A 14,524-nucleotide genomic window follows, 5' to 3' on the forward strand; every position below is an offset into this window, starting at 1 on the left:
CTGACTCGGCGTCGGGTAGACGCGGTAGTTGTAACGGAGCTGCACAACCACAGCGTACCATTGGTTTATGGCTGAACTCGAAGGCATCCGCACTGGCAGGCACTGTGTCTTCACCCTGCACGCCCATTTGGTCTTCGTAACAAAGTTCCGGCACAAGGTGTTCACGGACCGGCACCTCGCCCGAATGGAAGAGATCATGCGGGCCGTGTGCGCCGACTTCGAAACAGAGCTGGTCGAGTTCAACGGCGAGAACAACCACGTCCACCTGCTCGTGAACTTCCCACCCAAAGTCGCCCTGTCGAAGCTGGTCAACTCCCTCAAGGGCGTGTCCAGCCGGCGGATGCGGCAGGAATTCCCCGATCTAGTCCACCACTACTACCGGGCCAACCGGCTCTGGTCAGGCTCGTACTTCGCAGGCTCGGTCGGCGGGGCACCGTTGAATGTCATGCGTCAGTACATCGAGCAGCAGAACCGCCCGGCTTAAGGCACTGCTCGGGCCTCGGCGGCCCTCCCAGCGCGGGCCTTCACCCCCGCCCTGAAGGGCGGAGCACTGGCCCGCATCCCGGTAGCGACCGCCCGGGCGGTCCCCCGCACCCGGCCGTGGTGATCGGCGGCCCCGGCCACACCGGCAGCCTGGCCAGCGCCTGGTCCGACGATGCCGCAGCGCTGGTGGAGGCGGTGGAGCACCTGGTCGCCCTCGGGCACCGGCGGATCGCCCGGGTGGGCGGCCTGCCCTCGCTGCTGCACACCGAGAGCAGCACCGCAACCCAGGCCGGCAGCGTGCCCTGAACGGCACGGTCAGCGGAAGGCGGAGGGGAACTCCTCGAAGTACGCCTCCACCCGCTCCGCCGTGGCCGGCCGGGCCAGCGCGAAGCCCTGGCCGTACCGGCAGCCGGCCCGCTGCGCCCGGTCGACGTCCGCGTCGGACTCCAGCTCCCGCACCACCACCGACAGGCCCAGCCGTTCGCCGAGGCTGACCAGCACGTCGATCAGCGGGCGCTGCGGGTCGTCCGCCGGCCCCACCAGCTGCGGCCCGACCTTGAGCAGGTCGATCGGGAGCCGACGCAGCTGGGCCAGCGAGGCGTGCTCGGCGCGGAAGTCGTCCAGCGCGGTGCGCACCCCCAGTGACCGCAGGCCGGCCAGCCGGGCCACCACGGTGGGCAGCTCCCTGCCGATCCGGGGCTCCCCCACCTCGATCACCAGCCGGCGCGCCGGAACGCCGTGCCCGGCCAGCGTGCCGGCCACCCCGGGCAGGAAGTCCGGCGCCAGCAGCTCCCGGGGCGTGACGTTGACCGCCATCCAGAGCTCGCGGCCCCCGGCCGACCAGCTGGCGAGCTGCCGGCAGGCCCGGTCCAGCACCCAGCGCCCCAGCTCGCCGACGAGGTCGAGGTCCTCGGCGACCGGCAGCAGCTCGGCGGGGAGCACGGTGCCCAGCACCGGGCTGCGCCAGCGCAGCAGCGCCTCCGTGCCGACCGGCTGCCGGTCGGCCAGCCCCAGCACCGGCTGGTAGACCAGGTCCAGCTCGCCCCGGGCCGCCGCGCCGGGCAGCTCCCGCTCCAGGTCCAGCCGGCGGACCAGCTGCTCCTCCAGGTACGCGTCGTACCACTCGACCCGGTCCCGGCCGAGCTGGACGGCCCGCCGTCGGGCCAGGTCCGCCTGGCGCAGCGTGTCCTCCGGCCTCGCCCCGGCCAGCTCCGACAGGCCGATGCTCACCCGCAGCCGCACCATCGAGCCGGGTGTCGGACAGGGCTCACCCAGCGCGGCCAGCAGCCGGCCGCCCAGCGCGTACGCCGGCACCGGACCGGCGTCGGTGACCACGGCGAACTCCTCCCCTGCCACCCGGGCGACCAGGTCGTGCGGGCCCACCACGTCGCGCAGCCGGCGGGCGGCCGTGACCAGCACGGTGTCCGCCACCGACGGCCCCGCCCCCTCGATCACCGCGCCCAGACCCTGCAGCCCCACCAGCAGCAGCGCGCCCCGGCGGTCGCCCCGCGCGCCGAGCGCCCGCATCAGGTCGCGCCGGTGGGCCAGGCCGGTGAGCTGGTCGGCGGCCGTGAGCCGGTGCACTTCCCGTTCCAACCGGCGCCGCTCGCCGATGTCCCGCACGTGCAGCACCACGGCGTCGACCTCGGGCACCCCGCGCTGGTCGCTCACGGTCGACTCGGTCTCCCGCCATCCCCCGTCACCGGTGGCCATCCGGGCCGCCAGCAGCAGTGGCTCCTGGTGGCCCGGGGCCGCGGCGAGCTGGTCGAGCGCGGCCGGCGCGTCGTCGGGGTGCAGCAGCTCGGCCAGGGGCTGGCCGCGCACCTCGTCGTCGCGCAGCCCGAACCAACGCGCGCCGGCCGCGGAGAGCCAGCGCACCCGCAGGTCGTCGTCGAGCAGCAGGATCAGGTCGCGGCCACCGGAGACCAACGCCCGGAAATGCGGCTCGCCGGCGGCCAGCCGGCTGGCGCAGTGCCGGTTGTCGGCGGCGGTGATCAACTCCCGCGCGATCAGCGGCGGGATCACCGCGAGCCCGAGCAGCACGGCGGTCGGCGTGAAGGTGCCGACCACCCAGAGGTGGTGACCGGCGGCGAGGGTGGCCACCGCGGCCGGCGCGGTCACCCAGGGCCAGGCCGATGGCGGACCGGTACCCACGGTCGAATCCCCGGCCGACACCCTCGCCATTCCGGCGGCGGTGAGCAGGGCGCCCGCCAGCAGCGGCGCCACCGCGGTCAGCGTCGCCACGTCCGGCGCCGGGTAGGCCAGCAGCACGACCAGGTCGGCCAGGCCGAGCAGGGCGGCCACCGCGCCGGCCCGGCAGAGCGCCGCGCCCGGCCGGCCCCGCCGCTCGGCCAGCGCGCCCACCAGCAGGGCGGCGAACACACCCGCGCCGAGCACCGTGACGGCGCGGGCGAGCGGCGGGACGTCACCCGGCGGGAGCAGCACCCAACCGGCGAAGAGCAGGGCGGCGCTGAGCCCAAGCAGGTCGACGCTCCGGCGCAGCCGGGCCCGGGGCGCCAGCCGGGAGTGACCGGGGAGCATGAGCAGGCCACCGCCGTACGCCAGGGCCGCGGCGGTGAGCCCGGTGGCCGCGACGCCCGCGCGCTGCGCCGGCACGGCCAGCGGCAGGACGGCCACGGTCAGGCCGACCACCAGCACGCCGGCGTCGAGCAGCGCGGCGGCCCGGCGGCGACGCGGCGCCCGGCGGTCCCGGCCACCGGCGGCCGCCTCCCGGGAGAGCCGGACGCCGGCCAGGGCACAGCCGGCCGCGCCGGCCAGCGCCGTGGCGGCCAACGGCGGCAGCACGCCGGCGAGGGCGGCGGCGGCCAGCAGCGCGGCCACCGCCAGCACGGCGACCACCGCGGGCGGCGGGCGGTGGACGAGGTACGCGTGAGGCACTGCGGTCGCCTTCGTGAGGGGGGCACGGGGCGGTACGGCGATGCGGGCGGACGCGGCACGGACGGATATCCGACACCCACCATCCCCGCAAACGACCGAGCAGAGCCCTGGTTATGCTCCTCGGCAGTGACTCAGATCACTCCCGGATGACACCGGTCACCCTCCGCAGCCCGAGGGGAGCGGGACCTCGCCGGGGTGGGATCATCGGAGGGTGAGTAGCACCGACACCATCCGCTTCCGCTACAACCAGGCCATCCTGGTCGCGGCGATCGTCGCCTGCATCGGCGCCCTGCCGCTGGCCACCGCCGGGTGGTACCTGTTGCCGGTGCTGCTCGTCCCGCTGGCCGTCGCGGTCTGGGCGTGGCGGGCGGGCACCGACGTCGACCAGCGCGAGCTGCGGCTGCGGGCCCTGGCCGGCAGCCGGCGGATCACCTGGGACCGGGTCGTCGAGCTGGCCGCCGACCCGCGCGGTCGCGCCGTCGCCCGCCTCGACGACGGGCAGGAGGTCGTGCTGCCCGCGATACGCGGCACCGACCTGCCCCGGCTGGTCTCCGCCACCGGGCAGCACCTGCCCAGCGACCGCTGAGCCGACTCAGTACCCGTCGGTCACCGTGTTGACCAGCGGCTCCCCCGCGGCGAACCGGCGCACCTGCGCACCCACCAGCCGGTAGGCCCGTGGCAGCAGGCCGTGTACCGAGCCGGCCACGTGCGGGGTGAGCAGCACGTTGGGCAGCTCCCACAGCGGATGGTCGGCGGGCAGCGGCTCGGGGTCGGTGACGTCCAGCGCGGCCCGCAGCCGGCCGCTGGACAGCTCCGCCACCAGCGCCTCCGTCCGGGCCACCGGGCCCCGGGCGGCGTTCACCAGCAGCGCGCCGTCGGGCATCGCGGCGAGGAAGTCGGCGTCCACCATGCCCCGCGTCCGCTCGGTCAGCGGGACCAGCAGCACCACCACGTCCGCCTTCGGCAGCAGCCGGGGCAGTTCGTCCACCCCGTGCACCCCCGCCGCCGGGCGGGCGGTGCGGGCGACCAGCGTGACGGTGACGTCGAACGGGGCCAGCCGGGCGTGGACCGCCGCGCCGATCGAGCCGGCGCCGACGATCAGCACCCGCTTGCCGGTCAGCTCGTCGGTCGGGCTGACCTCGGCGTACGCCCACTCCCGGCGGGCCTGCGCCCGGGCCATCGCGGGGAATTCGCGCAGCTGGGACAGGATCGCGGTGAGCACCCACTCGGCCGTGCCGGCGTCGTGCACGCCCCGCGCGTCGCAGAGGGTCACCCCTTCCGGCACCCGGCCGATCCAGGCGTCCGCCCCGGCGGAGAGGAGCTGGACCACCGCCAGGTTCGGCAGCCGCTCCAGCATCGCGCTGGCGTCCCCGGCGGACAGGAACGGCGGCACCCAGAACCGGACGTCGGTCGGGTCCGACGGCGGACGCCCCGGGTCCGTCCACGGCTCGACGGTGACACCTGCGGGCACCTCGCCGAGCAACCCGGCCCCGGCCTCGTGCGGAATCCATACCTTCACGTCCGCCGACGATAGCGACCCGACCCGGGCCGGCCGACCGGCCCCCTAGAGGCGGGCGGGCGGCGCGGGCCGTGGCCGCCCCGGTCGGGTGCCGGGTATGACCGAGGACCGGAGCGCCGTTCGGCGTCCCGTACGTCCGCGGACAGGTGGCCGATGACCGACCGTTCTCCGGGCCGCGGTGGGCCGGCCGGTGCGGATTCGCGGGCTAGGCTGGGCCGGGTGAGCGCCCGTCCCCCGTACCCCCGCACCGGCCGCCGTCGCGCGGCGCTGGCGGCGTCCTGCGCGGCGCTGCTGCTGGCCACCTCCGGGTGCAGCTTCGGCCCGCCGGAGCCGGACCCGGCCGGCGAGCCGCCCAACCTGCCCACCCCGTCCGCCTCGGCGAGTCCCGACGGTGCCGGGCAGGAGGTGGTCGCCACGGTCCTGGCCAAGGGGCTGCGGGTGCCGTGGGGCATCGCGTTCCTGCCCGACGGCGCCGCGCTGGTCACCGAGCGGGACAGCGGGCGGATCCTGAAGGTCGGCCCCGAGTCCGGCCCGGAGGGGTTGCGGGTCACTCCGGTGCAGACCGTGCCGGACGTGGCGGCCGGCGGCGAGGCGGGGTTGCTCGGCATCGCGGTCTCCCCCTCGTACGCCAAGGACGGAACCGTCTTCGTGTACTACACGACGGAGCGGGACAACCGGGTCGCCAAGCTGAAGCTCGGCGACGCGCCGACGCCGATCCTCACCGGCATCCCCAAGGCGGGCAACCACGACGGCGGCGGGCTGGCCTTCGGCCCGGACGGGCAGCTGTACGTGAGCACCGGTGACGCCGGCAACCGGGGGTCCGCCCAGGACCGCCGCAACCTCGGCGGCAAGATCCTACGGATCACCGCGGCCGGCCGGCCGGCGCCCGGCAACCCGTTCCCCGGCTCGCCGGTCTGGTCGCTGGGGCACCGCAACGTGCAGGGCCTGGCCTGGGACGCCGGCAAGCGGATGTACGCCACCGAGTTCGGCCAGAACACCTGGGACGAGATCAACCGGATCGACAAGGGCGCCAACTACGGCTGGCCCACCGTCGAGGGGCGGGCCGGCGACAAGCGGTACGCCGACCCGATCGCGCAGTGGCGCACCTCGGAAGCGTCCTGCTCCGGCCTGGCTGCGGCGGGTCGGCTGATGGTGACCGCCTGCCTGCGCGGCGAGCGGCTCTGGCTGGTCGAGCTGACCGACACCGGCACCGTGCTCGGGCAGCCCCGCGAGCTGCTCACCGGCCGGTACGGGCGGCTGCGCGCGGTGGCCGCCGCCCCGGACGGCTCGCTCTGGGTCTCCACCTCCAACCACGACGGCCGGGGCGAGCCGGCGCCGGAGGACGACCGGCTGCTGCGGCTGGTCTTCGCCGAGGGCGGCGCCGGACGCAGCTGAGCACCACCCGTGCGGCGGCCACGAGCCGCCGGCAGTTGTGACACACCGGGAGTTTCGGCGCGGAACGCGGTGCCGTCTGCCGGGTTTGCCAAGATCCTCCGATGGGCAGGTCAGAATCTCAGCATGGACGGTGGGGAGAACGAGCAGCGCGGGCCCGGGGCCGAGGACACTCCCCCGGCCCGGCGCGAGCGGCGCTGGCGGCCCGGGAGGGGCCGGGCCGACCGGGCGACCGGGTCGGGGCCGGCCCGGCGGGCCGGCGTGGTGCTCGCCGTCCTGGTGGTGGCACTGGCCGGGGCCGTGATCGGGGTGCTGGCCGGCGGCCGGGTCAACACCGACATCGGTCCGTTCCGGGCCAGCCTGACCCTCGCCCCGGCGGTCGAGGGCGGCACCACGGTCGACATCCCGCCGCTGGGCGCGCTCCAGCTCGACAGTCACGACGGGCCGACCCACCTGACCGTCCGGCTGGGCGCGCTGGACCAGCGCAAGACCGAGGCGCTGATCGACGACCCGGCCAGCATCAGCCGGGCCAGCCAGTCCGCCGTGGAGGACGTCCGCGACGGGGTGATGCGGCTCGGGCTGCGTACCGCCGGCTCGGCCGTGCTGGTCACCCTGCTGCTGGCCGCGCTGATCTTCCGGGACGTCCGCCGCACCGCCTGGTCCACCGGGCTCGCGCTGGCGGTCACCGCCGGCAGCCTCGGACTCGCCGCGGGCACCCTGCGCCCGCAGGCGATCGAGGAGCCACGGTACGAGGGACTGCTGGTCAACGCCCCGGCGATCGTCGGTGACGCCCGACGTATCGCCAACGACTACTCCCGCTACGCCGAGCAGCTGCAACGCCTGGTCGGCAACGTCAGCCAGCTCTACACCACGGTCTCGGCCCTACCGGTGTACGAACCGGCGCCCGGCACCACCCGGGTGCTGCACGTCTCGGACATGCACCTCAACCCGACCGGCTGGCAGCTGATCCGCACGGTCGTGGAGCAGTTCGGCATCGACGTGGTGATCGACACCGGGGACATCACCGACTGGGGCAGCGAGCCGGAGGCTTCCTTCGTCGGCTCGATCGGGCTGCTGAAGAAGCCGTACGTCTACATCCGGGGCAACCACGATTCGGCGCGGACCGCTGCGGCCGTGGCCCGGCAGCCCAACGCGATCGTGCTCAACAACTCGACCACCACGGTGGGCGGGCTGACCATCGCGGGGATCGGCGACCCCCGGTTCACCCCGGACAAGGAGACCTCGCCGGCGGGCAGCGGCCTGACCAAGCAGGTCGCCGAACAGGTGATCGGGGCCGGCGAGCAGCTCGCCGCCACCGTGGCTCGGTCACCCCGACCGGTGGACATCGCCATGGTGCACGACCCGGCCTCCGCGGGCCCGCTCTCCGGCACCTGCCCGCTGGTGCTCGCCGGGCACACGCACGCCCGGCAGGTGTCGAAGCTGCCGCAACCGCCCGGCAAGCCGCCGACCCAGTTGATGGTGGAGGGCTCCACCGGCGGGGCCGGACTGCGCGGCCTGGAGGGCGAGAAGCCGACCCCGCTGTCGATGACCGTGCTCTACTTCGACCCGCAGAAACTGCTCCAGGCGTACGACGACATCACGGTCGGCGGCACCGGGCAGGCGCAGGTCAACCTGGAACGCCACGTGCTCAAGGAGCCGGCGCAGGGCGCCCCGGTCCCCGTCACCCCCACCCCGACCCGCTGACCCGCTGACCCGCTGACCGGCCCGGGTTACGCGGCCCGCCGGGCCCGGGACACGCAGCCCGCCGGGCCCGGGACACGCAGCCAGGCGCGAGCCGGACCACGCGGGCAGGCGCCCGCTTCCCCGGCCCGAGGTGCACCCGGCCGGCCTGGGTTGCGGTCCGGTCCCGTGGCCACCCGCCCGGTGGCCGCGGGACCGGACCGGAGCTCAGCGCAGGGACAGCGCGGCCAGGGCGGCGTTGACGATGCTGCCGGGCAGCAGGTCGTGCAGCTCGTACAGCTCGCGGACGTTGCCGGACTGGCCGAACTCGTCCACCCCCAGCGGCACCCCCGGCACGCCGAGCGCCGAGCCGAGCCAGGCCATCGCGTGCGAGGCGGCGTCGTGCACGGTCACCACCGGGGCCCGGTCGCCGAACGCGGCCCGCAGCGCGCCGGGCACGCTCGGCACGGTCGCCGTCCGCACGCCCTGGCGCAGGGTCCGCTGCCAGGCCCGGTAGAGCCGGTCCAGCGAGGTCACGTCCACCACGTGCGCGGCGATGCCCTCCTCGGCCAGTTCGGCGGCCGCCGCGAGCACCTCCGGCAGCACCGCGCCCGAGCCGGCCAGGGTGACCACCGGGGCATCCGCCAGCTGCGGGTACGCCTGGTGCGCGTCGACCAGCCGGTACGCCCCGGCGAGCACGTGCCGGCGCAGCACCGCGTCCCCGATCCGGGCCCGGGCCGCCTCGAACGGCGCCTGGTCGATCGGGCGGGTGCTCAGCCGGAAGTAGTACGCCCCGTCCTCGGCCGGCGCGGCGGTCGCCGCCGGCGTCGACCCGCCGGCGATCTGCCCGAGCGCGTCGCAGAGCAGCCAGTCCAGGCTCGCCGCGTACGCCGGTTCGAGGAAGGTGACGCCGGGCAGCTCCAGGCCGACCGAGGCGGTGATGGTCGACTGGTGGGCGCCGCCCTCCGGAGCCAGGGTGATGCCCGACGGGGTGCCGGCGACCACGAACCGGGAGCCGGAGTAGGTGCCGTAGAGGAACGCGTCCAGGCCGCGCAGCACGAACGGGTCGTAGACCGTGCCGACCGGCAGCAACGGCTGCCCCGACAGGTCCCACGACAGGCCGAGCTGCCCCAGCAGCAGGAACAGGTTCATCTCCGAGATGCCCAGCTCGATGTGCTGGCCGGCGGGGCTCTCCGTCCAGCGCAGCATCCGGTCCTCGGTCCAGGACCGCTGCTCGGTGGGGGCGAAGACGCCGGTCTTGTTGATGAACCCGGCGAGGTTGGTGGAGGTGGCCACGTCCGGCGCGGTGGTGACCAGATAGGGCGCGACGTTCTCGTCCCGGGCCAGGTCGACCAGCACCCGGCCGAAGACCTCCTGGGTGGAGACGGGCTTGTTGGCGCGTACCCGGGTGGTCTCCGGGACGGCGATCCCCAGCGCCCGCTCGCGGGGCGCGCGGGACAGCGCCTCCCGGCGCTCGCCGGCCCTGATGCCGGCCGTGGACGCCGGGTCGAGGCGGTCCCACTCGGTCTCGGGAGTCAGGCCGTTGGCGGCGCGCAGCGCGCCGACCTGCTCGGTGGTGAGCAGCGCCGAGTGGTTGCGCGGGTTGCCGGCGATCGGCAACCCCCACCCCTTGACCGTGTACGCGAAGACCACGCTGGGCCGGTCGGTGACCGCGTCGCACTGCGCGTACGCGTCGAGCAGTGCCGCCAGGTCGTGCCCGCCCAGGTCGGTCACCAGCGGGCCCAACTCCTCGTCGGGAATGTCCGCGACGAAGGTGCCCACCTCGGCCGGCGCGCCGTCGAGGAACTGCTTGCGCAGCGCCGGGCCGGCCAACCCGAACAGCGACTGGTACTGCTCGTTGGGCATCAGGTCGATCCAGTCGCGCAGCGCCTCGCCACCCGGCCGGGCGTACGCCTCGGCGAGCCGGCGGCCGTACTTGACCTCCACGACGTGCCAGCCGGCGGCCTCGAACTGGCCGCGCCACTGGTTGATCCGGATGCCCGGGACGACCCGGTCCAGCGACTGGCGGTTGAAGTCGACCAGCCACATCACGTTGCCCAGCCCGGTGGTGGCCGGGTCGGCGACCGCCTCCCAGATGTTCCCCTCGTCCAGCTCCGCGTCGCCGATCAGCGCCACGAACCGGGAGTGCGGACGCGCCCCGAAGTGGGCGTCCACGTAGCGGCGGGTGACCGCGGCGAACAGCGGGGCCGCCGCGCCGAGCCCGACCGAGCCGGTGGAGAAGTCCACCTCGTCCGGGTCCTTGGTCCGCGACGGGTACGACTGGAGCCCGCCCCGCGCCCGCAGCTTCGGCAGGTACGACCGGTCCAGGTTGCCCAGCAGGTACTGAATGGCGTGGAACACCGGCGAGGCGTGCGGCTTGACCGCGACCCGGTCCTCGGCGTCCAGGTGGGCGAACCAGAGCGCGGTCATCGCGGTGACCAGCGAGGCGCTGGAGGCCTGGTGGCCGCCGACCTTCACCCCGTCGCCGGTGTCACGGTCGTGGTTGGCCGCGTCCACGATCCGGGTGGCGAGCCAGAGCACCCGCCGCTGGATCTCGTCGAGGACGTCGAGGTCGTGCTGATTCACGATGGCTCCATCCGGGCGTCGCCGTTGACGCCCATGCGAGGGGGTGGCGCGGGTCGCGCGCGTACTCGAAGAAGGCGGGAAGGCCACCGCCGGATCGCGACGGCGGCCTCCCCGGGTGGGACTCAGCCCTGGACGCCGAGGCGCTCCAGGATCAGCTCGCGGAGGGTCTTGGCGTCGGCCTGGCCGCGGGTGGTCTTCATGACCGCACCGACCAGCGCGCCGGCCGCGGCGACCTTGCCGCTGCGGATCTTGTCCGCGACGCCCGGGTTGGCGGCGATCGCCTCGTCCACGGCGGCGGTGAGCGCGCCGGTGTCGGAGACGACCTCCAGGCCCCGGTTGGTCATGATCTCGGTCGGCGAGCCCTCGCCGGCCACCACGCCCTCCAGGACGGTACGGGCCAGCTTGTCGTTGAGCTTGCCGGCGTCGACCAGGCCCTGCAGCTCGGCGACCTGCGCGGGGGTGGCCCCGACGTCGGCCAGCTCCACGCTGGTCTCGTTGGCCCGCCGGGACAGCTCGCCCAGCCACCACTTGCGGGCGGCGGCCGGGGTGGCACCGGCGGCGACGGTGGCCTCGATCAGCTCGACCGCGCCGGCGTTGAGTACCGACTGCATGTCCAGGTCGGACAGGCCCCACTGCTCCTGGAGCCGGCGGCGGTGCAGCCGGGGCAGCTCCGGCAGGGCGGCCTTCAGCTCGGCCACCCAGGCGGTGTCCGGGGCGAGCGGCACCAGGTCCGGCTCCGGGAAGTACCGGTAGTCGGTGGCGGTCTCCTTGGACCGGCCCGGCGTGGTGTCGCCGGTGTCCTCGTGGAAGTGCCGGGTCTCCTGGGTGATCTTCCCGCCGGCGTCGAGCACCGACGCCTGGCGCAGCATTTCCGAACGGACCGCCCGCTCCACCGAACGCAGCGAGTTGACGTTCTTCGTCTCGGTGCGGGTGCCCCACTCCTCGCCCGGCCGGTTCAGCGAGGTGTTGACGTCGCAGCGCAGCGAGCCCTCCTCCATCCGCACGTCGGAGACGCCCAGGGAGCGGAGCACGTCGCGCAGCTCGGTCACGTACGCCCGGGCCACCTCCGGCGCCAGCGCGCCGATGCCGGGAACCGGCCTGGTGACGATCTCGACGAGGGGGATGCCGGCCCGGTTGTAGTCGACCAGCGACTCCGTCGCACCGTGGATGCGGCCGGTGGCGCCGCCGACGTGCAGCGTCTTGCCGGTGTCCTCCTCCAGGTGCACCCGCTCGATGCCGATCCGCACCAGCTCACCGCCGACCTCGACGTCCAGGTAGCCGTCGAAGCACAGCGGCTCGTCGTACTGGCTGATCTGGAAGTCCTTCGGCATGTCCGGGTAGAAGTAGTTCTTCCGGGCGAACCGGCACCACTGCGCGATCGAGCAGTTCAGCGCCAGGCCGATCCGGATGGTCGCCTCGATGGCCGCGGAGTTGGCCACCGGCAGCGAGCCGGGCAGGCCCAGGCAGACCGGGCAGACCCGGGTGTTCGGCTCGCCGCCGAAGTCGGTCGGGCAGCCGCAGAACATCTTGGTGTTCGTGCCCAGCTCGACGTGGGTCTCCAGGCCGATCACCGGCTCATAACGCTCGACAACCTCGTCGTACGACGGCAGGACGATCGTGCTCATCGGCACTCCAGCTCTCGACATCCGGACAGACCCGACCAAGCCTAGTGGCTGGTCCAGCCCGGCTTCGCCCGGGTTTCCATGCACCGCCTCCGGCCCGGGTCGACGGGCGCTCGTGCCCGCCCGGGGCACCGGCCCCGGGCGGGCACCAGGGTCAGCGCTCCCTGACGACGCCGAGGTACATCACCCCGGCGTCGATCGGGTTGAAGGCGACGCTGGTGATGCCGTGGTAGTTGTTGTGCTGCAAGGTCAGCCGATCGGTCGATGCGTCGTACCGGTAGAGGTCGGTGCCGTAGCCGGCGAACGACGTACCGAACTCGAAGTACAGCACGTCCGGGTCGACCGGGCTGGGCCACATCGGGTTGCCGTTGGTCAGCGTCGCCCGATTGCCGTCGAGCATCGACACGAAGTTACGACCCCCGTCGGTCGACCGCCAGATGTGCCGCGCGCCGTTACCGCTCTCGCCTTCGTCGTAGCCTTCCAGCCAGACGATCCGCGGGTCCGCCGGCGAGATCACCACGTTGAAGTTGTTCGACCGTCCGATACTGCTGACCCCGGCCGAGGGTGCCCAACTGCGACCGCCGTCGAACGTCACGAAGCTGCCGTCGCTCATGGTGCCAGTGATCACGTGATCGCGGTCGGCCGGGTCGATCGCGGCCTTGTAGAGGAACTGCTCCTTCCCGCTCAGCATCCCCACAGGTGCCCAGGTCGCGCCGCCGTCGGCGGAGTCATAGAGCTGCCCCGCCTTGCTGACCGCCCGCAGCGACCGCGGGTTGGCCGGGTCCACCGCCAGCCCGACCACGCCGTCGTAGCCGACCGGGCCGGAAAGGATGCTGACCTGGTCGCCCTGCACCCGGTAGATCGGCTGGTCGTTGACGCCGTACGCGTATGCCGTGCCATCCGGGCCGGCGGTGAGGTCGTACGCCGCCAGGTCCTGCTCGGTACTGCCGATCTGCTGCCAACTGCAGCCGGCATCGGTGGAGCGCTGGATCGACGTCTTCGAGATGGCGACCAGTGTGTTGGGCGTACTCAGTGCGATGAGCTTCGGGTATGTCACTGGGGCGAGCGCGGTGCTGGTGCCGGCCAGCACGGCACCGTCGTTGCGGGTGAAGGTCGCCGAGCCGTCGCCCGTCACCACGCCGCACTGGGGGTGCTTCCAGCCGGCGGCCGCCGGGGCGGCGGAGGCGGAGGCGGACAGGCTGACGGCACTGGCGGTCGTGACGGCCAGCAGGAGAGCACCAGCCCTGAGTCGAGGTGAGGTCATGCAGCATGTCTAGACGCGGGCCGGCACCGGTCGCCACCCTTTCCAAGTGACCGAACCCGGCCATGACCTGAATCGGACACGTCACCAAGCGTGAAGGGAGCATCGGATGCTCGAGTCGTTGGGCCTCTCCAAGGTGGAGGAGGCGGTCTACCTCGCCCTGCTTCGGACCCCCCGGTCGACCGTGCCGGAACTCGCCGGACAGGTCGGCGAGAGCCTGCGTTCGGTGCGCGCGGCGACCGACCAACTGGAGGACCTGGGCTTCGTAGGCCGGCTGGTCGGCTCGCACACCCGCCTGGTGGCGACCCGCCCGGACGTCGCCGTGAACGCACTGGTGGTACGGCGCACCGAGGAGTTCAGCAAGGTACGCCGAGCCGCGGAACAGCTGGCGGAGGAGTTCCCACAGGAGATGCTGACCCGGCCGGACCAACTACTTGAGATCGTCACCGGTCAGGCGGCCGTGGAGGCTCACTTCGTCCAGCTCATGCACGGCGTGACGAAGGAGATGCTGGTGCTGGACCGCCCGCCGTACGCGCAGGACGCGACGTCGACGAACGTCTCCGAGGCCGACCTGCTGGGCCGCGACGTCAGCGTGCGCGGGATCTACGCGCCGGAGGCCTTCGAGCTACCCGGCGCCTTCCAACAGGCGATGTCGTCCGTGGCCGCGGGAGAGCAGGCCCGGGTGCACCCCGAGGTGCCACTCAAACTGGCGATCGGCGATCGGTCGGTCGCGCTGCTGCCGCTGGCCAGCGAACGGGCCGTGGACGCCGCGCTGGTGGTGCGGGCGCCGATGGTGGTATCGGCGCTGGCGAAGCTGTTCGAGCTGCTGTGGACGCAGGCCACGCCGCTGCCGGTCTGGGACCCCGAGGAGCCCACGCCGGTCGGCCACGACATCGACCGGCGGCTGCTGGGCCTGCTCGCCACCGGGCTCAAGGACGAGGCCATCGCCCGTGAACTCGGGATCAGCGTGCGGACCCTGGGGCGCCGCTCGTCGGCCCTGCTGGCCGCCCTCGGCGCCCGCACCCGCTTCCAGGCCGGCCTGCAGGCCGCCCGCCGCGGCCTGGGCTGATCGCCGGAGAACTC

General features: G+C 74.0%; 10 protein-coding genes and 1 pseudogene. 6 read left to right on the forward strand and 5 right to left on the reverse strand.

All coding sequences use genetic code 11. The features are described 5' to 3' along the window. Positions 1 to 67: 67 nt before the first annotated feature. Complete coding sequence (gene tnpA, locus ABZ807_RS18690) at positions 68 to 484, forward strand: IS200/IS605 family transposase (protein WP_357159094.1); 417 nt, start codon at positions 68 to 70, stop codon at positions 482 to 484. Positions 485 to 594: 110 nt separating this feature from the next. Then, positions 595 to 753 (forward strand): annotated as a pseudogene (locus tag ABZ807_RS18695) (LacI family transcriptional regulator); the annotation flags it as partial. 45 nt (positions 754 to 798) lie between these two features. Here the strand turns inward: ABZ807_RS18695 and ABZ807_RS18700 are convergent. Beyond that, positions 799 to 3,381 (reverse strand): EAL domain-containing protein, encoded by a 2,583-nt coding sequence (locus ABZ807_RS18700; RefSeq protein ID WP_357159097.1) that lies wholly within the window; start codon positions 3,379 to 3,381, stop codon positions 799 to 801. 211 nt (positions 3,382 to 3,592) lie between these two features. Between ABZ807_RS18700 and ABZ807_RS18705 the strand changes: the two genes are divergently transcribed. Then, complete coding sequence (locus ABZ807_RS18705) at positions 3,593 to 3,967, forward strand: PH domain-containing protein (protein ID WP_357159100.1); 375 nt, start codon at positions 3,593 to 3,595, stop codon at positions 3,965 to 3,967. Positions 3,968 to 3,973: 6 nt separating this feature from the next. Here ABZ807_RS18705 and ABZ807_RS18710 read toward each other — a convergent pair whose 3' ends face one another. Beyond that, positions 3,974 to 4,900, reverse strand: coding sequence for a 2-hydroxyacid dehydrogenase (locus tag ABZ807_RS18710; RefSeq protein WP_357159102.1), 927 nt, complete (start codon positions 4,898 to 4,900; stop codon positions 3,974 to 3,976). Between the two features lie 219 nt (positions 4,901 to 5,119). On the opposite strand from ABZ807_RS18710, the gene ABZ807_RS18715 reads away from it, so the two are divergent. Beyond that, positions 5,120 to 6,295: a PQQ-dependent sugar dehydrogenase gene (locus ABZ807_RS18715; protein WP_357159105.1), complete on the forward strand. Its 1,176-nt coding sequence runs from the start codon at positions 5,120 to 5,122 to the stop codon at positions 6,293 to 6,295. Positions 6,296 to 6,418: 123 nt separating this feature from the next. After that, positions 6,419 to 7,996: a metallophosphoesterase gene (locus ABZ807_RS18720; protein WP_357159108.1), complete on the forward strand. Its 1,578-nt coding sequence runs from the start codon at positions 6,419 to 6,421 to the stop codon at positions 7,994 to 7,996. 204 nt (positions 7,997 to 8,200) lie between these two features. Here the strand turns inward: ABZ807_RS18720 and ABZ807_RS18725 are convergent, their stop codons facing one another. The 3 genes from ABZ807_RS18725 to ABZ807_RS18735 all read right to left on the reverse strand — a co-directional run bounded on the left by ABZ807_RS18725 (position 8,201) and on the right by ABZ807_RS18735 (position 13,444). Next, a complete protein-coding gene (locus ABZ807_RS18725) occupies positions 8,201 to 10,558 on the reverse strand; it encodes a transketolase C-terminal domain-containing protein (RefSeq protein ID WP_357159111.1) in 2,358 nt (785 codons plus the stop codon). Between the two features lie 122 nt (positions 10,559 to 10,680). Beyond that, entirely contained in the window at positions 10,681 to 12,183 is a 1,503-nt protein-coding gene (gatB, locus tag ABZ807_RS18730) for an Asp-tRNA(Asn)/Glu-tRNA(Gln) amidotransferase subunit GatB (protein WP_357159114.1), read from the reverse strand. A 151-nt stretch (positions 12,184 to 12,334) separates the two neighbouring features. After that, positions 12,335 to 13,444 (reverse strand): hypothetical protein, encoded by a 1,110-nt coding sequence (locus ABZ807_RS18735; RefSeq protein WP_357159117.1) that lies wholly within the window; start codon positions 13,442 to 13,444, stop codon positions 12,335 to 12,337. A gap of 106 nt (positions 13,445 to 13,550) precedes the next feature. Here ABZ807_RS18735 and ABZ807_RS18740 point away from each other — a divergent pair, with 106 nt between their 5' ends. Continuing rightward, positions 13,551 to 14,510 carry a helix-turn-helix domain-containing protein gene (locus ABZ807_RS18740; protein WP_357159120.1) on the forward strand — a complete coding sequence of 320 codons (960 nt, stop codon included), beginning with the start codon at positions 13,551 to 13,553 and terminating at the stop codon, positions 14,508 to 14,510. The last annotated feature ends 14 nt before the right edge of the window (positions 14,511 to 14,524 follow it).

Source organism: Micromonospora sp. NPDC047548 (assembly GCF_040642975.1).
Lineage (GTDB): Bacteria > Actinomycetota > Actinomycetes > Mycobacteriales > Micromonosporaceae > Micromonospora.

What these genes read in the sequence shown, in the direction of transcription:
- ABZ807_RS18720 (WP_357159108.1), top strand. Translation starts at nt 6,419, where the DNA reads ATGGACGGTGGGGAGAACGAGCAGCGCGGGCCCGGGGCCGAGGACACT.
- ABZ807_RS18735 (WP_357159117.1), bottom strand. Translation starts at nt 13,444, where the DNA reads ATGACCTCACCTCGACTCAGGGCTGGTGCTCTCCTGCTGGCCGTCACG.
- gatB (WP_357159114.1), bottom strand. Translation starts at nt 12,183, where the DNA reads ATGAGCACGATCGTCCTGCCGTCGTACGACGAGGTTGTCGAGCGTTAT.
- tnpA (WP_357159094.1), top strand. Translation starts at nt 68, where the DNA reads ATGGCTGAACTCGAAGGCATCCGCACTGGCAGGCACTGTGTCTTCACC.
- ABZ807_RS18740 (WP_357159120.1), top strand. Translation starts at nt 13,551, where the DNA reads ATGCTCGAGTCGTTGGGCCTCTCCAAGGTGGAGGAGGCGGTCTACCTC.